The organism is Streptomyces violaceus, from assembly GCF_036014075.1.
In the GTDB taxonomy this organism is placed as follows: Bacteria; Actinomycetota; Actinomycetes; order Streptomycetales; family Streptomycetaceae; genus Streptomyces; species Streptomyces violaceus.
The window spans coordinates 5,949,409-5,968,357 of sequence record NZ_CP107911.1 but is presented as its reverse complement, the minus strand read 5'-3'; the positions used below and the strand labels follow the sequence as shown (position 1 = coordinate 5,968,357).

General features: G+C 69.7%; 15 protein-coding genes. 5 read left to right on the top strand and 10 right to left on the bottom strand.

What is annotated here, in order from left to right:
- The first annotated feature begins 261 nt into the window (after positions 1-261).
- The 5 genes from OG542_RS26920 (at position 262) to OG542_RS26900 (ending at position 6,340) form a co-directional block, all read left to right on the top strand.
- Positions 262-1,293, top strand: a complete 1,032-nt coding sequence (locus OG542_RS26920) for a LacI family DNA-binding transcriptional regulator (protein ID WP_328414021.1) — start codon at positions 262-264, stop codon at positions 1,291-1,293.
- 198 nt (positions 1,294-1,491) lie between these two features.
- Positions 1,492-2,739: a sugar ABC transporter substrate-binding protein gene (locus OG542_RS26915; protein ID WP_328418122.1), complete on the top strand. Its 1,248-nt coding sequence runs from the start codon at positions 1,492-1,494 to the stop codon at positions 2,737-2,739.
- A gap of 17 nt (positions 2,740-2,756) precedes the next feature.
- Positions 2,757-3,644 (top strand): carbohydrate ABC transporter permease, encoded by an 888-nt coding sequence (locus tag OG542_RS26910; protein ID WP_328414019.1) that lies wholly within the window; start codon positions 2,757-2,759, stop codon positions 3,642-3,644.
- The gene (locus tag OG542_RS26905) at positions 3,641-4,477 is read left to right on the top strand and encodes a carbohydrate ABC transporter permease (protein ID WP_311125676.1); all 837 of its coding nucleotides are present in this window, start codon (positions 3,641-3,643) and stop codon (positions 4,475-4,477) included. The genes OG542_RS26910 and OG542_RS26905 overlap by 4 nt, the downstream gene beginning before the upstream one ends.
- Before the next feature lie 81 nt (positions 4,478-4,558).
- Positions 4,559-6,340, top strand: coding sequence for an amylo-alpha-1,6-glucosidase (locus tag OG542_RS26900; RefSeq protein ID WP_328414017.1), 1,782 nt, complete (start codon positions 4,559-4,561; stop codon positions 6,338-6,340).
- Here OG542_RS26900 and OG542_RS26895 read toward each other — a convergent pair.
- The 10 genes from OG542_RS26895 to folC form a co-directional block, all read right to left on the bottom strand.
- A complete protein-coding gene (locus tag OG542_RS26895; protein ID WP_311125678.1) occupies positions 6,294-8,264 on the bottom strand; it encodes a TIGR03960 family B12-binding radical SAM protein in 1,971 nt (656 codons plus the stop codon). The genes OG542_RS26900 and OG542_RS26895 overlap by 47 nt on opposite strands.
- 87 nt (positions 8,265-8,351) lie before the next feature.
- Complete coding sequence (locus tag OG542_RS26890) at positions 8,352-9,857, bottom strand: CYTH and CHAD domain-containing protein (protein WP_328414015.1); 1,506 nt, start codon at positions 9,855-9,857, stop codon at positions 8,352-8,354.
- 55 nt (positions 9,858-9,912) lie between these two features.
- Complete coding sequence (rodA, locus tag OG542_RS26885; protein ID WP_311125680.1) at positions 9,913-11,115, bottom strand: rod shape-determining protein RodA; 1,203 nt, start codon at positions 11,113-11,115, stop codon at positions 9,913-9,915.
- Positions 11,112-13,358 carry a penicillin-binding protein 2 gene (gene mrdA / locus OG542_RS26880; RefSeq protein WP_328414013.1) on the bottom strand — a complete coding sequence of 749 codons (2,247 nt, stop codon included), beginning with the start codon at positions 13,356-13,358 and terminating at the stop codon, positions 11,112-11,114. Before mrdA ends, rodA begins: the two co-directional genes overlap by 4 nt.
- Positions 13,359-13,443: 85 nt before the next feature.
- Positions 13,444-14,115: a rod shape-determining protein MreD gene (gene mreD / locus OG542_RS26875; protein ID WP_193478052.1), complete on the bottom strand. Its 672-nt coding sequence runs from the start codon at positions 14,113-14,115 to the stop codon at positions 13,444-13,446.
- A gap of 13 nt (positions 14,116-14,128) precedes the next feature.
- A complete protein-coding gene (mreC, locus tag OG542_RS26870; protein WP_261681148.1) occupies positions 14,129-15,076 on the bottom strand; it encodes a rod shape-determining protein MreC in 948 nt (315 codons plus the stop codon).
- A gap of 144 nt (positions 15,077-15,220) precedes the next feature.
- A complete protein-coding gene (locus tag OG542_RS26865; protein WP_121888712.1) occupies positions 15,221-16,240 on the bottom strand; it encodes a rod shape-determining protein in 1,020 nt (339 codons plus the stop codon).
- A 265-nt stretch (positions 16,241-16,505) separates the two neighbouring features.
- A complete protein-coding gene (ndk, locus tag OG542_RS26860; protein WP_184592637.1) occupies positions 16,506-16,919 on the bottom strand; it encodes a nucleoside-diphosphate kinase in 414 nt (137 codons plus the stop codon).
- A gap of 65 nt (positions 16,920-16,984) precedes the next feature.
- Positions 16,985-17,341, bottom strand: coding sequence for a DUF4233 domain-containing protein (locus OG542_RS26855; protein ID WP_193478054.1), 357 nt, complete (start codon positions 17,339-17,341; stop codon positions 16,985-16,987).
- Between the two features lie 5 nt (positions 17,342-17,346).
- Positions 17,347-18,867 carry a bifunctional tetrahydrofolate synthase/dihydrofolate synthase gene (folC, locus tag OG542_RS26850; RefSeq protein ID WP_311125682.1) on the bottom strand — a complete coding sequence of 507 codons (1,521 nt, stop codon included), beginning with the start codon at positions 18,865-18,867 and terminating at the stop codon, positions 17,347-17,349.
- Positions 18,868-18,949: the final 82 nt, after the last annotated feature.

Genomic DNA, 18,949 nt, shown 5'->3' with positions numbered 1-18,949 from the left:
GTGGTGGGCTCGGGGAGAGGGAGGGCAGGCCTGAGGAAACGGGATCGCCGTGTCGAACCGGTTCGGGAAGCTAGCACCGGTACCTCGGGCCAGCAATCCCTTCGACACCGGGATCTTGTCGGCTGCCGCGCCCGGCCTGCGAAGTTCGGTCCGGGTGTTGACAGGCGTCCGGGCAGTTCCTACGTTCCCTCCATGCGAACCGGTTCGACGACGACCGGTCAGCGACGAACCGGTTCGAGCACGTTCGAGCAAGGAGTTGCCGTGAACATCGGTGAGATCGCCCGCCGGGCCGGTGTCTCGCGGAGCACCGTGTCCTACGCGCTGAGCGGCAAGCGACCCGTGTCGGACGACACCCGCCGGAAGATCCAGCAGGTCGTCGACGAACTCGGGTACCGGCCCAGCGCCAGTGCCCGCGCCCTGGCCAACGGGCGGACCAGCACCCTCGGCCTGGTCTTCCCGCCGGCCGGAAACCACTACACGGGGATGCAGCTGGACTTCATCGGCAGCGTGGTGGAGGCCGCCGCGGTCTACGACTACGACGTGCTGCTGTCCCCCAGCGGCGTGGACAGCGACCGTTCCTTCCAGCGGCTGCTGGGTGAGCGGCGGGTCGACGGCGCCATCCTGATGGAGATCAGGCTGGAGGACGACCGGGCCGACCATCTGGCCGCCCTGGACTTCCCGTCCGTCGCCATCGGCCGTACCGCTCGCCCCGAGGGCAGTTGGTGGGTGGGCCTGGACCACGTCGCGCTCGTGGAGGCGTGCGTCCATCACCTGGCGGATCTCGGCCACCGCCGGATCGCCTTCGTCAACCGTCCGGAGCAGCTGCTGCGGGCCGGGTACGAGTCCGCTCACCGCGGCCTCGACGGATTCACCAAGGCCGCGGCCGAGCGCGGACTGACCGTCCGCACCTACTGCTGCGGGGACGACGCCGCCTCGGGCCAGACCTGTGTGGAACGGATCCTGCACGACGACCCGGCCACCACCGGCCTGGTCACGCTGAACGAGGCCGCGCTGGGCGGCCTGTACCGGGGGCTGGCCCAGGCCGGCCGCCATGTGCCGCGCGACTTCTCCGTCACCGGGGTCGTGGCCGCCCGCTGGGCGGAGACGATGACCCCGCAGCTCACGGCGGCGGACGTACCCGCAGCCGACCTGGGCCGGCTCGCCGTCGACCTGCTGGTGGAGCGGCTCGACCACCCCGGCGCCCCGCCCCGGCACCACCTCCTCACCCCGCCCATCTCCCTGCGGGCCAGTACCGGGCCCGCGGGTGTCCCGCCCACCGTGGGCACGCCCTGATCAACACCCACCTCTCCTCATCCCGTCACACGCCCTGACGGCGGTGCCGTCCGGCGTGCCCGCTCCCCCGGCGACGCCCTCGCCTCGGCACCACATGCCTCGGCATCCCCATGCCGGAAACAGCCTCAGCACCGCATGCCTCGGCACCCGCATGCCCGCCACACCGGCACCCGCATGCCCGACACGAAGGACCCCGCGATGAACAGCTTCTCCAGACGGCGCCGCCTGACCGCCGCGGCCCTGACCGCCCTGGCCGTCGCCACCTGCGCCACCGCCTGCGGATCCGGCTCGGCGGGCACCGGGACGAAGGCGGCGGACGACGGCACGTACACGATCTGGGACCCGTACCCGCAGTTCGCCAAGGGCTCCGCCTGGGTGAAGCTGCTGGACGCCTGCGGCAGCGAGGCCGGAGTGAAGATAAAGCGGACCGGCTTCGACACCAGCGACCTGGCCAACAAGACGCTGCTCGCCGCCCAGCAGGGCAACTCCCCCGACGTCCTCATCGTCGACAACCCGGTGGTGTCGACCCTCGCCGAGGCGGGCGTGCTCACCACCACCGACGACAGCAAGCTCGACACCTCGGGCGTCGACCCCAACCTGCTCGCGGCCGGCCAGTCGGGCGGCAAGACCTACGGCACCCCGATCGGCGCCAACACCCTCGCCCTCTACTACAACAAGAAGGTCCTGAAGGAAGCCGGGGTGGACATAGCCACCGTCAAGGACTGGACGTCGCTGACGGCCGCGCTGGCGAAGGTCGAGCGGGCCGGGAAGAAGGGCATCACCTTCTCCGCGATCGGCACCGAGGAGGGCAGCTTCCAGTTCCTGCCGTGGTTCTGGGGCTCCGGCGCCGAGCTGACCGACGTCGACTCGGCCGCGGCCGTCTCCGCGCTCTCCCTCTGGAAGGACTGGCTGGACAAGGGCTACGCCCCCAACTCGGTGCTCAACAACACCCAGACCACCAGCTGGCAGGAGTTCGCGACCGGCGACTACGCCTTCGCGGAGAACGGCACCTGGCAGCTCGCGGCCGCCAAGAAGGCCGGCTTCGACTTCGGTGTCCTGCCCGTCCCCGCATCCAAGGGAGGCAGCGCCGCGGCCCCGACGGGCGGCGAGTTCGTCACCGTCCCGGTACAGGGCGACACCGGCCGCTACACCACCACACGCAAGCTCGCGACCTGCCTGACCAGCACCAAGAACCTGTACGACACCGACACCACCCTCTCCTACGTCGCGCCCACCAGCGAGGTCCAGGACAAGCAGGTGGCGGCCGACCCCGAACTCAAGCCATGGGTGGACGCGGTCAAGTCGGCCAAGGGCCGCACCAGTGACGACCTCGGCACCAAGTACCCCAAGATCTCCGAGCAGTTGTGGAAGGCCGTGCAGTCCGCCCTCAGCGGCTCCAAGTCACCGAAGGACGCGCTCACCACCGCCCAGTCCGCGGCCGAGTGACCATGGACCGGAGTCTTGTGACGATCCACACGAGACAGTGGGCCGCCTGGGCCTTCCTCACCCCCGTGACGCTGTACCTCGTCCTCTTCTACGCCTATCCGCTCTACCGCAACATCGACCTGAGCCTGCGCGACTACACCGTCCGCTCCTTCGTCCAGGGTGACGCGCCCTTCACCGGCCTGCACAACTACCGGACCGTCTTCGACGACCCGGCCTTCACCCCCGCCCTGCTCCACACCGTGGTGTTCACCGCCGTGTGCCTGGTCTTCCAGTACGTCATCGGCCTGGCACTCGCGGTCTTCTTCAACCAGCACTTCCGGCTCTCCGCCACCCTGCGGGCCCTGTTCCTGGTGCCCTGGCTGCTGCCGCTGATCGTATCGGCCTCCACCTGGTCCTGGATGCTCAACAGCGACTCCGGGGTGGTCAACGCCTTCCTGAACGCCGTCGGCATGGACCCGGTGAACTGGCTGACCTCGCCGTCCTGGTCGCTCACCTCCGTGATCATCGCCAACATCTGGATCGGCATCCCGTTCAACCTGGTCGTGTTGTACAGCGGCCTGCAGTCCATTCCGGCCGGCCTGTACGAGGCCGCCGCCCTCGACGGGGCGGGCCCCTGGCGACGGTTCTGGAGCATCACCTTCCCGCTGCTGCGGCCGGTGTCCGCGATCACCCTGCTGCTCGGGCTGGTCTACACGCTCAAGGTCTTCGACATCATCTGGATCATGACCAAGGGCGGCCCGGCCGGAGCGTCCACGACCTTCGCCACCTGGTCCTACCAACTCGGCTTCGGCAATCTGCTGCCCGCCTTCGGCCCGGGCGCGGCCGTCGGCAACCTGCTGGTGGTGGCCGCCCTGGTGTTCGGCCTGGTCTACGTCCGGGTGCAGAGAAAGCAGGCACTCTCATGAGCCGGAACGGCAAGCGCACGGGGGCGACCACAGCGGGAAAGACGGCCCTCGGCGTCCTGCTGACCGGGATCATGCTCTTCCCGGTCTACTGGATGCTGAACGTGTCCCTCACCCGTCCCCAGGACCTGCGCAAGAGTCCGCCGGGCCTGTTCCCCGTGCACGGCACCCTGGCCGGCTACCGCACCGTCCTCGCCGAGCAGTTGCCCTACCTCGGCACGAGCCTCGTCATCGGCCTGGGCACCGTCGCCCTGACCGTGGCCCTGTCCGCCCCCGCCGGCTACGCGCTGGCCAAGCTGCGCCCACGCGGCGGCGGCATCCTCAACTTCGTCCTGCTCGCCGCCCAGATGATCCCCGGCATCATCATGGCGATGGGCTTCTACGCCATCTACCTCCAGCTCGGCCTGCTCCAGTCCGTCCCCGGCCTGATCGTCGCCGACTCCACCCTGGCCGTCCCCTTCGCGGTACTCATCTTCACCGCGTTCATGTCCGGCATCCCCGACGAACTGCTCCAGGCGGCGCGGACGGACGGTGCGGGACCCTGGCGCACCTTCCGGTCGATCGTCCTGCCGATGAGCCGCAACGCCGTCGTCACCGTGTCGCTGTTCGCGTTCCTGTGGTCCTGGTCCGACTTCGTCTTCGCGAGCACCCTGGTCAACGGCGGCGCGCGGGAGCCGATCACCCTCGGCATCTACCACTACATCGGCAACAACAACCAGGAGTGGAACGCCATCATGGCGACCGCCGTCGTGGCCTCGCTGCCGGCCGCGGTCATCCTCGTCCTGGCCCAGCGCTATGTCGCCGCCGGCGTGACAGCCGGCGCGGTCAAGGACTGACCCGGTGTGGCCAAGGACTGCCCCAGTGCGGTCAAGGACCGACCTCCACACGATCCCTGCTCGAGAAACGAGTGCCCCTTCATGACCGCCGACCGCTCCGGCCCGGCCTTCTCCGTCCAGGACATCCCGTTCAGCACGTACGGGTCCTGGTTCGACATCTCCCCCGTGGTGGCGGAGAAGACGTACGCCGAAGACCTCCACCTCGTCTCGCACCAGAACGGCATGCACGCCGTCCTGAGCCTGACGCCGCTCGACCGGGCGACGGGCGAGCGTGCCGGGACCCGGGTGGAGGCCACCCCGGGCCTGCTGAGCTGGATCGGCGTCAGCGGTCCCGGCCGCGTCGACCTCGCCTACGAGTCGCCGGACACCGTACGCCTGCGCGGCACGGCACTGCCGCTGCGCGTCTGTGCGGCGGCCCGCACCCTGACCCCCTTCAGCGGCACGTACTTCTTCCGCGACGCGGCCACCGACGCCTACGTCTTCACCTCGTACGAGACCGGCCGCCACTACCGCGTCACCGTCCTGTCCGGCACGGTGACCCACACCCACGGCGACCAGACCCTGGGCACCGCCGACCGCGGCCTCACGGTCACCGCCGACCCGGACGACTCCTGGGAGATCGCGGTCGAGGAACTCGACACGGCCCGCCCGCCCTACGTATCGACGTCACTCTTCGGCATGATCGTCGAAGCGGCGCAGAACGCCTTCGCGGACTTCGTCGACGCGGTGGCCCCCTGGCGCTCCTCGGCCACCCCGGCCGCCGAACTCGCCGCCTACGTCGTGTGGTCCGCGACCGTACGCCCGGCGGGGCTGGTCCCCCGGCCCGCCGTCCTGATGTCCAAGCACTGGATGGACAAGGTCTGGAGCTGGGACCACTGCTTCAACGCCCTGGCCCTGGCCCCCGGCCGCCCCGGACTGGCCTGGGACCAGTACCAGCTGCCCTTCGACCACCAGGACGAGACCGGGGCCCTGCCCGACTCGGTCACCCACTCCGAGGTCCTGCACAACTTCGTCAAACCGCCCATCCACGGCTGGACCCTGGGCCACCTGCGCCGCCGCCTGCCCACACCCCCCGACCGCACGGAACTGGCAAGCACATACGACCGGCTGGAACGCTGGACGACCTTCTGGCTCACCGCCCGGCGCACCCCCGGCGCGGCGCTCCCCCACTACCACCACGGCAACGACAGCGGCTGGGACAACGCCACCACGTTCGACCCCGAACGCGTGGTCGTCACCGCGGACCTGGCCGCCTTCCTCATCCTCCAGCTGCACGAACTCGCCGCCCTGGCAGCACACTTGGACAGACCCGACGACGCCGCACGGTGGACACGAACCGCCGAGGCGACCCAGGCGGCCCTGCTGGACGAACTCTGGACCGGCGACCGATTCACGACCCGAGGCGTCCACAGCGGGAACACCTGGGCCGGCTCCAGCCTTCTCGACCTGATGCCCATCGTGCTGGGCGAGCACCTCCCGCCCGAGATCAGCACACAGCTGGCCGACCGCATCGCGGCCCACCTGACCCCCCACGGCCTGGCCACGGAGCTGCCGGCCTCACCGCACTACCTCTCCGACGGCTACTGGCGCGGCCCGATCTGGGCCCCCGCCACGGTCCTCATCGAAGACGGCCTGCGCCGTGCCGGCCACCACCGACTGGCAGCCGACATCAGCACCCGCTTCCGCACCCTGTGCGAGACCCACGGCTTCGCCGAGAACTTCGACGCCCTGACCGGCACGGGCCTACGCGACCGCGCCTACACCTGGACCGCCGCCGGCTACCTCCTGCTGGCGGAGGCAGCCGCCGAGGACACACTCAGTGCGCGTGCCCACTCGAAGCAGGCGCCGGGCCGGCGTTCTTGACCGACAGGGGCAGGAGCTTCTTCCCCGTCGGGCCGATCTGGATCTCCGTGTCCATCTGCGGACACACCCCACAGTCGAAGCAAGGAGTCCACCGGCAGTCCTCGACCTCCGTCTCGTCGAGGGAGTCCTGCCAGTCCTCCCAGAGCCAGTCCTTGTCCAGGCCGGAGTCGAGGTGGTCCCAGGGGAGGACCTCCTCGTAGGTGCGCTCGCGGGTGGTGTACCAGTCGACGTCGACGCCGAACGGCTCCAGGGCCTTGTCGGCGCACGCCATCCAGCGGTCGTACGAGAAGTGCTCGCGCCAGCCGTCGAAGCGGCCGCCGTCGTCGTAGACCGCGCGGATGACCGCGCCGATGCGGCGGTCGCCGCGGGAGAGCAGGCCCTCGACGATGCCCGGCTTGCCGTCGTGGTAGCGGAAACCGATGGAGCGGCCGTACTTCTTGTCGCCGCGGATCTTGTCCCGCAGCTTCTGCAGCCGGGCGTCCGTCTCCTCGGCGGAGAGCTGCGGGGCCCACTGGAAGGGGGTGTGGGGCTTGGGGACGAAGCCGCCGATCGAGACCGTGCAGCGGATGTCGTTGGAGCGGGAGACCTCGCGGCCCTTGGCGATGACCTTGGTCGCCATGTCGGCGATCTGGAGGACGTCGTCGTCGGTCTCCGTGGGCAGGCCGCACATGAAGTACAGCTTCACCTGGCGCCAGCCGTTGCCGTACGCGGTGGAGACCGTGCGGATCAGGTCGTCCTCGGAGACCATCTTGTTGATGACCTTGCGGATGCGCTCCGAGCCGCCCTCGGGGGCGAAGGTGAGGCCGGAGCGGCGGCCGTTGCGGGTCAGTTCGTTGGCCAGGTCGATGTTGAAGGCGTCCACGCGGGTGGAGGGGAGGGACAGACCGATCTTGTCCTCCTCGTAGCGGTCCGCCAGGCCCTTGGCGACGTCGGCGATCTCCGTGTGGTCCGCCGAGGAGAGGGACAGCAGGCCCACCTCCTCGAAGCCCGTCGCCTTCAGGCCCTTGTCGACCATGTCGCCGATGCCCGTGATGGAGCGTTCGCGGACCGGGCGGGTGATCATGCCGGCCTGGCAGAAACGGCAGCCGCGGGTGCAGCCGCGGAAGATCTCCACCGACATGCGCTCGTGGACCGTCTCGGCGAGCGGGACGAGGGGCTGCTTGGGGTAGGGCCACTCGTCCAGGTCCATGACGGTGTGCTTGGAGACCCGCCACGGGACACCGCTGCGCTTCGGTACGACACGGGCGATCCGGCCGTCCGGCAGGTACTCGACGTCGTAGAAGCCGGGGACGTACACCCCGCCCGTCCGCGCCAGGCGGAACAGCAGCTCCTCGCGGCCGCCCGGGCGGCCCTCCGCCTTCCAGGCGCGGATGATCGCGGTGACCTCGAGGACCGCCTGCTCGCCGTCGCCGATCACCGCGCAGTCGATGAAGTCCGCGATCGGCTCGGGGTTGAACGCGGCGTGCCCGCCGGCCATGACGATCGGGTCGTCCAGGCCGCGGTCCTTGGACTCCAGCGGGATGCCGGACAGGTCCAGGGCCGCCAGCATGTTCGTGTAGCCGAGCTCCGTGGAGAAGGACAGGCCGAACACGTCGAAGGCCTTGACCGGCCGGTGGCTGTCCACCGTGAACTGCGGGACGGCGTGCTCCCGCATGAGCTCCTCCAGGTCCGGCCACACGCTGTAGGTGCGCTCGGCGAGGACGCCCTGCTGCTCGTTCAGGACCTCGTAGAGGATCATGACGCCCTGGTTGGGCAGACCGACCTCGTAGGCGTCCGGGTACATGAGCGCCCAGCGGACGTCACAGGAGTCCCAGTCCTTGACCGTGGAGTTGAGTTCTCCGCCGACGTACTGGATCGGCTTCTGCACGTGCGGGAGCAGAGCTTCGAGCTGCGGGAAGACCGACGCAGCGACTTCGGCAGGCATGTCGCGCACCTTCGTGAGCTGGACTGTACTGACAGGGGTGACCATCCAGACTAACGCGACCGCGGGGCGTCTCCGTACGCCCGAGGCTCAGAGGCTCGCCGCCCGGTCCTTGATCCCGTCCCAGAACCCGGGCAGTTCGGCCTCCACGCGCAGGGCCCGCTGCTCCTCTCGCTCGTGGAGCAGGCCGTAGGTGAAGGCGCTCTCCCCCGCCGCGTGGGCGACCGCCGACAGTTCGCGGAGGGTCCCCCGGGTCATCACGCTGTCCTGGTGCTCGCCGAGCAGGTTCTGCAGTGCCTTCATGGACTTGACCAGGTTCTTGGCCGGCTTGCCGAGGGCCGGTCCGCCCGCCTCGGCCGCGTAGCGGGTGCGCTTGGTCTTCTTGCGGGCCTCGTGGATCGCGACGTCCCGGTCGGTGCCGGGCTCCAGTTCCCGTGCCTGCTGGACCAGCCCGGTGACCTTGCGGAAGTCCTTCTTCACGGCCTTGGCGATCACTTTGCGGGGCTTCTTGGCGGCCGCCTTGCGCAGGGGCGGGTCGGCGATCAGCGCGTCCAGGGTGTCGAGCAGGGCGAGATAGCGGTGGGAGTCCAGGACGCCGAGGAGGCGGCCGCGGGCGCCGCCGTGCTCGGCGCTCGACCAGGAGCGCAGCCGCTCGGACACCGGGCCGCGGACCAGGGTGGCGGGCACCTCGTCGAGGGCCGCCGTCAGGCGTTCGGTGAGCACCTCGCGGTCCCGGTCCAGGCCCAGCTCACCGGCCAGCCACTTCAGCTCGTCGCCGATCTTGTCGGTGACGGCCCGGTCGAGGACGTTGCCGAACGACTTGAAGGTGCTGCGCAGCCGGCGGGTGGCCACGCGCATGCTGTGCACGGAGTCCTCGGCGTCCCGGCGGACGGCCGGGTCGAGCTCGACGATCGCGTCGCGCTGGGTGCGCACGTAGGCGAGCACATGGTCCCCGGCGGTCACCGGCTTGCCGGCGGAGGCGGACGGGCGCTTCTTGGCCGGCGCCGTCTCCGCGAGGGCACGGGCCAGCTTCGATGCCGACGCCGACGGCCGTACACCCGCCTTGCGCAGCCGCTTCTCCACCTTGTCGAGCAGGGCCGGATCGCCCCCGTCGGCGAGTTCCACCTCGATCTCGGTCCACTGCGTCTCGCCGCCGCCGGGGGTGAGCCGCTCGGCGTGTACGGCGTCGACGGCGACCTCGGCGAGCAGTTCGCCGTCGGCGTCGAGGAGGTGGCGTACGTCACGGTCGGTGCGCAGCCGGACCACGGGCAGCAGCTCACTGCCTCGGACGCGGGAGCGGACGAGCCCGGCGAGGTCGTCGGGGAGGGTGTCGGAGAGCGGGGCGTGCAGCTCGTCGCGGACGCCCGGGGCCACCGGGAACTTCAGGTGCCAGCCCGCGTCGGAACCGCCGGTGCGGCGGCGCAGGGTGACGGACGACTCGGCGAGGCGTTCGTCCACGGTGTCGTAGTAGGTGGCGTCGAGGTGGGCGACACCCTTGTCGGCAACGGCCGCGACCCCGGCGACACCGGTCAGGTCGGGAAGCCCGCTGTCCTCGGACTCGTATTTGCGCTCGATCTCGCGCTTGCTGTCCGCCATGAACTGAATCTAGTCGGCCCGGCGGCGGGGCGGCAGGGTGCCGCCCCGCCCGTGTTCACGCCGACATCGGCCGCTGGACCCGGATCGACTGCAACAACCCGACCGCTATCCACACGGCGAACATCGACGAACCGCCGTACGACACGAAGGGCAGCGGCAGGCCGGTGACCGGCATGATGCCGAGCGTCATGCCGACGTTCTCGAAGGTCTGGAAGCCGAACCAGGCGACGATGCCCGCGGCCACGATCGTGCCGTACAGGTCGCTGGTGTCCCGGGCGATACGGCAGGCCCGCCACAGGACGATGCCGAGCAGCAGGATGATCAGGCCGCCGCCGAGGAAGCCCAGCTCCTCTCCCGCCACGGTGAAGACGAAGTCGGTCTGCTGCTCGGGCACGAACTGGCCGGTGGTCTGCGAGCCGTGGAAGAGGCCGGAGCCGGTCAGGCCGCCGGAGCCGATGGCGATGCGGGCCTGGTTGGTGTTGTAGCCGACGCCGGCCGGGTCGAGTTCGGGGTTGGCGAAGGCGGCGAAGCGGGCGATCTGGTAGTCGTCGAGCACCCCGAGCTGCCAGACGGTGACCGCGCCGAGGGTGCCCGCGCCGAGCAGGCCGAACACCCACCGGTTGGACGCCCCGGAGGCGAGCAGCACGCCGAGCACGATGATGACCATGACCATGACCGACCCGAGGTCGGGCATGAGCATCACGATCACCATGGGCACGGCGGCCAGGCCCAGGGCCTGTACGACCGTGCGGTGATCGGGGTACTGCTTGTCGCCCGCGTCGACCCGGGCCGCCAGCAGCATCGCCATGCCCAGGATGATCGTGACCTTCACGAACTCCGAGGGCTGGAGCGAGAAGCCGCCGGGGAGCTTGATCCAGGAGTGGGCGCCGTTGATCGTGGAGCCGAGCGGGGTGAGCACCAGCAGGATCAGCAGGACCGAGAGGCCGTACAGGACGGGCACGGCCGTGCGCAGGGCGCGGTGGCCGAGCCAGATCGTGCCGGCCATCAGGGCGAGGCCGATGCCGGTGTTCAGCAGGTGCCGGACGAGGAAGTAGTACGGGTCGTCCTGGTTGAGCTCGGTGCGGTTGCGGGTCGCCGAGTAGACGAGGAGCGTGCCGAGCAGCGACAGGGCCAGTGCCGACAGCAGGATCGGCCAGTCGAGCCGCCGCACCACCGAGTCACGGGCCAGGAGCCGGGTCCAGCCGGAGCGCTCGGGCCCGTAGCCGGAGACCTGGAAGCTGTTCACACCGCCGGTCATGCCGCCCACCTCCGGCTTCCCCGCCGGCGCCGCCGCCTTCGGGTGTCACGGTTCTCCGGCGTCGGCGGGGCCGCCGTCGCCGGCTGGCTCGGGTCGGCCGGGGCGTTCGGGTCCTTCTTCTTCGCCCGCTGGTCCTTGGCCGGGTCCTTGGAGACCTTTGGGGAGGAGATGGTGCCGTCGGTCCTGACCTTCGGCAGGGCCTGCTGCGGGGTGGGCAGCAGGGCCTTCTTCTTGTTGATCTCGCCGTCCTCGGAGACGCCGTACAGCGCGTTGTAGATGTTGCGGACGGCGGGGCCCGAGGCGCCGGAGCCCGTACCACCCTGCGCGATCGTCATGACGACCGTGTAGTCCTTGGTGTAGGTGGCGAACCAGGAGGTCGTCTGCTTGCCGTAGACCTCGGCCGTACCCGTCTTGGCGTGCATCGGGATCTTGTCCTGTGGCCAGCCGCCGAACCTCCAGGCGGCCGTACCGCGGGTGGCGACTCCCGCGAGGGCATCGTCTATCCGGTCGCGCGTCGTCTTCGACATCGGCAGCTTGCCGTGCGACGTGGGCTTGATCGGCGTGACGGTCTTGCCGTCGGCGCTGATGACGGCCTTGCCGACGGAGGGGTCGTAGAGGGTGCCGCCGTTGGAGATGGCCCCGTAGATGGTGGCCATCTGGATCGGGGTGACGAGGGTGTCGCCCTGCCCGATGGAGTAGTTGACGGAGTCACCGGCGCGCATGCGGTTGCCTTCGAGGCAGTTCTCGTAGGCGATCTTCTCGGCGTAGCTGCCGTTGCGCTTGCCGGTGCGGCACCAGGCGTCCTTGTTGGCCTTCCAGTAGTCCAGCTTCCACTGGCGGTCGGGGACGCGGCCGGTGACCTCGTTGGGCAGGTCGATGCCGGTCTCTTTGCCGAGGCCGAACTGGTGGGCGGTCTTGTAGAACCAGTCGTTGGCCTTCTTCTTCGGCTTGGCTCCGCCGTCGCGCTTCCACTCCTCGTGGGAGAGCCGGTAGAAGACGGTGTCGCAGGAGACCTCAAGGGCGCGGCCGAGGCTGATCGGGCCGTATCCCTTGGACTCGAAGTTCTTGAAGACCTGGCCGCCGAGGTTGAACGAGCTGGAGCACTGGTAGGGGCCGTCGAAGGAGTAGCCGGCGTTGATCGCGGCGGCCGTCGGGATGACCTTGAAGATCGAGCCGGGCGCCGACTGGCCCTGGATCGCGCGGTTGAGGAGCGGGTAGTTGGAGCTCTTGCCGGTGAGCCGCGCGTAGTCCTTGGCGGAGATGCCGCCGACCCAGGCGTTCGGGTCGTAGTTCGGGTTGGACGCCATGGCGACGACCCGGCCGGTCTTGGCCTCCATCACCACGACGGCACCGGAGTCGGCCTTGTAGTTGGTGCCGGTGTTCCGGTCGTGCTGCTTGCGGGCTTCCTTCATGGCCTCGTTCAGCTGGTACTCGGCGATCCGCTGGACGCGGGAGTCGATGCTGGTGACGAGGTTGTCGCCGGGGTGGGCCGGGTCGGCCTCGGCCTGGCCGATGACGCGGCCGAGGTTGTCGACCTCGTAGCGCGTGACGCCGGCCTTGCCGCGCAGCTGCTTGTCGTACTGGCGTTCCAGCCCGGAGCGGCCGACCTGGTCGGAGCGCAGGTACGGCGAGTTGGTGTTCTGGGCCTGCTTGATCTCCTCGTCGGTGACCGGCGAGAGGTAGCCGAGGACCTGGGCGGTGTTGGCCTTGCCGGGGCTCGGGTAGCGGCGCATGGCCTCCGGCTCGGCGGTGATGCCGGGGAAGTCCTCGGCGCGCTCGCGGATCTGCAGGGCCTGCTTGGGGGTGGCCTCGTCGGTGATGGGGATGGGCTGGTACGGCGAGCCGTTCCAGCAGGGCTGGGGCGTCTCGGAGTCGCACAGCCGGACCTTCGCCTGGACCTCCTTGGGCGTCATGCCCAGGACTTTCGCGAGCCTGGCGAGGACGTCCTTGCCGTCGTCCGGCATCTTCAGCAGGTCGGTACGGGAGGCGGAGACGACCAGCCGGGTCTCGTTGTCGGCGAGGGCCACACCGCGCGCGTCCAGGATCGAACCGCGGACGGCGGGCTGGACGACCTGCTGGACGTGGTTCCCCGACGCCTCCTTGGCGTACGCCGCGCCCTCACGGATCTGGAGGTACCACAGGCGTCCGCCGAGGGTGAGCAGGAGGGAGAGGACGAGAACCTGGATGACGACGAGCCGGATCTGGACCCGGGTGTTCCGGCCGGTCTCGGGAATGTTGGTCACGGGTGCTGCCTCCCCCTCTCCCTACGCGTACGCGTACGCGTCCGTGATGACGGTGTCGGTGATGACGGGATGAAGTCCCCTGCGTTCACAGCCGCTTGACCCCCTTGATGCGCCCGGCCCGCGCCATCCGCGCCCGGGCCGCCTTGACCCGCAGCCCGTTCCGCTGGCTGCCGATCTTCAGGCCCGTGCCGCCGGAGAGCCAGCCGGAGGAGATGTCGGTGGCCTTGGCACCGGAGCCGGAATCGGCGAGCGGATCGTTCTCGGCGCGCCGGGCCAGGGCCATGATCCCCGGCACGACGAACGGGGCGAGCAGCAGGTCGTACAGGGCCGCGGTGAACAGCAGGCTGCCCAGGCCCACATGGCGGGCGGCGGTGTCACCGACGAGGGCGCCGACCCCGGCGTACAGCAGGGTCGAGCCGATGGCGGCGGCGACCACCACGACCATGGGGCCGGTGGCGGACTTCAGCCGGCCCGACTCCGGCTTCGCCAGGCCGGCGAGATAGCCGATGACGCACAGCACGAGGGCGTACCGCCCGGCGGCGTGGTCGGCGGGCGGGGCGAGGTCGGCCAGCAGGCCGGCGCCGAAGCCGACGAGGGCGCCACCCGTATGGCCGTACACCAGGGCGAGGCCGAGGACGGTGAGGAGCATCAGGTCGGGCACGGCGCCCGGCAGGTGCAGGCGGGCGAGGACGCTCACCTGGATCACCAGGGCGACGACGACCAGGGCGGAGGAGAGCAGGATCCGGTTGACGCGCATGAGGTGACAGCTCCTACTGCTCTTGCTGGTTCTGGCCGTCTGCGGGTGCCTCGGCGGACGGCGTCACGGTCACCGTCACCGTCGGCCTGGGGGTGGGCTTGGGTTTGGGCGGGAGCACCGTGTCGCGCGGGTCCTTCTTCGGGACCTCGACGACGACACCGACGATGTCGAGCTTGGTGAAGCTCGCGTACGGCGTGACATAGAGCGTGCGGGTCAGGCCGCCGCCGGAGGGGTCGACACGGGAGACCACGCCGACGGGCACGCCGGGCACGAACGGCCGGTCGGCCTGCGAGCCGAAGGTGACCAGGCGGTCGCCCTTCTTCACCTCGGCCTTGCCGTTGAGGAGTTCCACGCGCAGCGGGCGGTCGCCCTGCCCGGAGGCGAAGCCGAGCTCGTCGCCGGCCTCCATCCGCGTACCGACCGTGAAGTCGGGGTCGCTGGCGAGCAGGACCGTGGCGGTGTTGGGCCCGACGGTGGTGACCCGGCCGACGAGCCCGTCCCCGTTCAGGACGGTCATGTCGCGCTTGATGCCGTCGTTGGCGCCGACGTCGATGGTGATGGTCCAGGAGAAGCCCTGCGCGGCTCCGATGGCGATGACCTGGGCGCCCTTGATGCCGTACTGGCCCGTGCCTGCGACCTTCAGCGTCTTGTCGAGCTGCTTGAGGCGGCTGCGGCTGCGATCGTCGCTGCCGAGTCTCGCCTTCAGGGCCGCGTTCTCCTCTTCCAGCACGGCGAGCCGGTCGTGCCGTTCGCCGGATTCACGGATGGCGGAGACCGCGTTGCCGACCGGGTCGACCGCGGCCGAGACACCGCTCTCGATCGGGCCGAAGACCGTCGCCGCGCCCTGCCGGGCCCCGTCGACAGGCGAGTCCTCTCCACCGCGGATGTCCACCGTGATCAAAGCGAACGCGATGGCGATCAGCAGCACCAGGAGCAGCCGACTCTCTCGTGTGTCCCTCACGTGCGGCGGCCGTGCCCTTCCTCATAGGAATTCGGGGAGCCCCAGGGAAACCCAAGGGGCTGCTTTGTGGGAGCTTATGCCTCAATATCAACGATCCGCCGCACGAGAGGAGATCGTCCCGTACGGCGGAATCGAAGAGTTATGTCATCTGCGCGGCTGGGCGTCCAGCACCTGCTGGAGCGCCTCGAACTCCTCGACGCACTTACCGGAACCGAGAGCCACGCTGTCCAGCGGATCCTCGGCGATATGGATCGGCATGCCGGTCTCCCGGCGCAGCCGCTCGTCCAGGCCCCGCAGCAACGCCCCGCCGCCGGTCAGAACGATTCCCCGGTCCATGATGTCGCCGGACAGCTCCGGCGGACACTTGTCGAGGGTCGTCTTGACGGCGTCGACGATCGCGTTGACCGGTTCCTCGATCGCCTTGCGGACTTCGCCGGCGGAGATGACGACGGTCTTCGGCAGCCCGGACACCAGGTCCCGGCCGCGGATTTCGGTGTGCTCGTCGGAGTCGAGGTCGTACGCCGAACCGATCGTGATCTTGATCTGCTCGGCCGTCCGCTCACCCAGCAGGAGGGAGTACTCCTTCTTGATGTGCTGGATGATCGCGTTGTCCAGTTCGTCGCCCGCCACGCGGATGGACTGGGCGGTGACGATGCCGCCGAGGGAGATGACCGCGACTTCCGTGGTGCCGCCGCCGATGTCGACCACCATGTTGCCCGTGGCCTCGTGGACCGGCAGGCCGGAGCCGATGGCCGCGGCCATGGGCTCCTCGATGATGTGCACCTGGCGGGCGCCGGCCTGGGACGACGCCTCGATGACGGCGCGGCGCTCGACGCCCGTGATGCCCGAGGGCACACAGACGACGACCCGCGGACGAGCCAGATACCTCCGCTTGTGGATCTTCAGGATGAAGTAGCGGAGCATCCGCTCGGTGATCTCGAAGTCGGCGATCACACCGTCCTTCAAAGGACGTACGGCAACGATGTTGCCGGGCGTGCGCCCGATCATCTTCTTCGCTTCGGCCCCGACCGCGAGGATGCCACCGGTGTTGGTGTTGATCGCGACGACGGACGGTTCGTTGAGTACGATCCCGCGACCCCTGACGTACACCAGCGTGTTGGCGGTCCCGAGGTCGACAGCCATGTCACGGCCGATGAACGACATTGAGTTCCCCATCAGGATTCGTCTGGCCTTCCCACTAGCTTTTGAGGGCTTTTCAGGTAGGCAAAGGTGGGTGCTGTGACGTGAAGGCTTCCATCGTAGACGCGCCTTCGCGAACACTGCGGGAGGGTCTCCGCCAATGTCAGCAGATGCTGTGCGGGTTCGCTTGTGGAGACGGGCGTTCGGGGGCGATCGTTCCCTCGATCGGCACGTATATGCCAGGAAAGTCCGGGAGCGCCGCTCCCGGACTTTGCTCGCCCTTCGCGTTTTAGGCGCGACCCGGGAAGAAGATCTTCACTTCACGCTCGGCGGACTCCTCCGAGTCCGAGGCGTGGATCAGGTTCTCGCGGACGATGACGCCGTAGTCGCCGCGGATGGAGCCGGGGGCCGCGGCGATCGGGTCGGTCGGGCCGGCCAGAGCGCGCAGTCCCTCGATGACACGCTCGCCCTCGACGATCAGCGCCACGACCGGGCCGGAGGCCATGAACTCCACCAGCGGCTCGTAGAAGGGCTTACCCTTGTGCTCGCCGTAGTGCTGCTCCAGCGTGTCCTGGTCCAGGGTGCGCAGTTCCAGCGCGGTGATCCGCCAGCCCGCCTTGCGCTCGATGCGGCCGATGATCTCGCCGGTCAGGCCACGCCGGACGGCGTCGGGCTTGAGCAGGACGAGGGTGCGCTGGGTCACGACGGGCTCCTTATGCGTCAAGGTTTTACGGAAAGACGAGATTACCCGGCGTGTCGGGGCGCCTGTTACGCAGCGTCAGGTGTGGAGGAGCTCGCCTGGGCCGCGAACCTCGCCTTCGCCTCGTCCACCTTCCGCCCGTAGTGCACGGATGCCCACCACAGGGCCGCGAAGATCGCGCCCAGGAAGAACATGGTCGGCACGACGAAGCCCGACGCGATGAGCGCGAGCTGCAGCGCCCAGCCGAGCACGACCCCGCCGGGGCGCGTCACCAGTCCGCACAGCACCAGGCACAGGAACATCGCGACACCGCTGACCGTCCACACCGTCGCCATGGACAGATCGGGGTCCTTCATGGCGACCAGACCGGCGAAGCCGATGACGAAGAACTCGCCGATCAGGGTCGAAGAACAGAGCGTACGCACAAGTCTCAGCCCTTCCCCAAAAGCAGTCGGGCCTCGCCGACGGTGATGACGGAACCGGTGACGAGCACACCGCCGCCCGCGAACTCGCCCTCTTCCTCGGCGAGCGTGATCGCGGCCTCCAGCGCGTCGGGCAGCCGCGGCTCGACCTGCACGCGGTCGTCGCCGAACACCTCGACGGCGATACCGGCCAGCTCGTCGGCGTCCATCGCGCGGTGGCTGGAGTTCTGCGTGATGACGACCTCGGCGAACACCGGCTCGAAGGCCTCCAACAGCCCCCGTACGTTCTTCTCGCCGCTCGCGCCGACGACCCCGATGAGGCGGCTGAACTGGAAGGCCTCCCCGACCGCCTCGGCCGCCGCCCGGGCACCGGCCGGGTTGTGGGCGGCGTCGAGCACCACGGTCGGCGACCGCCGTACGACCTCCAGCCGCCCCGGCGAGGCCACGGCGGCGAACGCCTTGCGGACCGCGTCCAGATCCAGCGCCTCGGCCCGCTGCGCGCCGACCCCGAAGAACGCCTCGACGGCGGCGAGCGCGACGGCCGCGTTGTGCGCCTGGTGCGCGCCGTGCAGCGGCAGGTACACCTCCGGGTACTCACCGCCGAGGCCACGCAGCGTCACCAGCTGCCCGCCGACGGCCACCTGCCGGTCGACGACGCCGAACTCCAGACCCTCCCGGGCCACGGTCGCGTCCACCTCGACGGCCTTCTTCAGCAGCACCTGCGCCGCCTCGACCGGCTGCTGCGCCAGGATGACGGTCGCGCCCTGCTTGACGATGCCGGCCTTCTCCGTGGCGATCTCGGCATGCGTGGAGCCGAGCCGGTCGGTGTGGTCGAGGTCTATGGGCGTGACGACGGCGACGTCACCGTCGATCACGTTCGTGGCGTCCCAGGAGCCGCCCATGCCGACCTCGACGACGGCCACGTCCGCGGGCGCGTCGGCGAAGGCCGCGTAGGCCATGCCGGTGAGCACCTCGAAGAAGGACAGCCGGTACTCCTGCTGCGCGTCGACCATCTCGATGTACGGCTTGATGTCCTGGTACGTCTCGATGAACCGCTCGGCGGAGATGGGGGCGCCGTCGAGGCTGATGCGCTCCGTGATCGACTGCACGTGCGGCGAGGTGTAGCGGCCGGTGCGCAGCTCGAAGGCGCCGAGCAGGGCCTCGATCATGCGGGCGGTGGAGGTCTTGCCGTTCGTCCCCGTGATGTGGATCGACGGGTACGACCGCTGCGGGTCCCCCAGCACGTCCATCAGCGCGGCGATCCGGCTGACGGAGGGCTCCAGCTTGGTCTCGCCCCAGCGCGTGGCGAGCTCCGCCTCGACCTCGCGCAGGGCCTTGTCCACCTCGGGGTCGGCGGGCCGGGTCGGGATGTCGGCCTCGGGCGGGCCGCCCTGGGTGCGGAGGGTTCGGCTGCCGGCTTCGATGACCGCGAGGTCGGGGTCGCGGGTGGTCTCCTCCGCGATGATCTCGTCGAAGTTGTCGAGGGGGTCGGGCTGGTCGTCGCTGTGGTCTGGAGGGAGCTCGCTCACGGGGCCCAGTCTACGGAGACCGACTGACATTGCTTGCGGTGGCTTGCGCCCATGGGCGACCGCGGGTCCGTGGGGGTTGCTC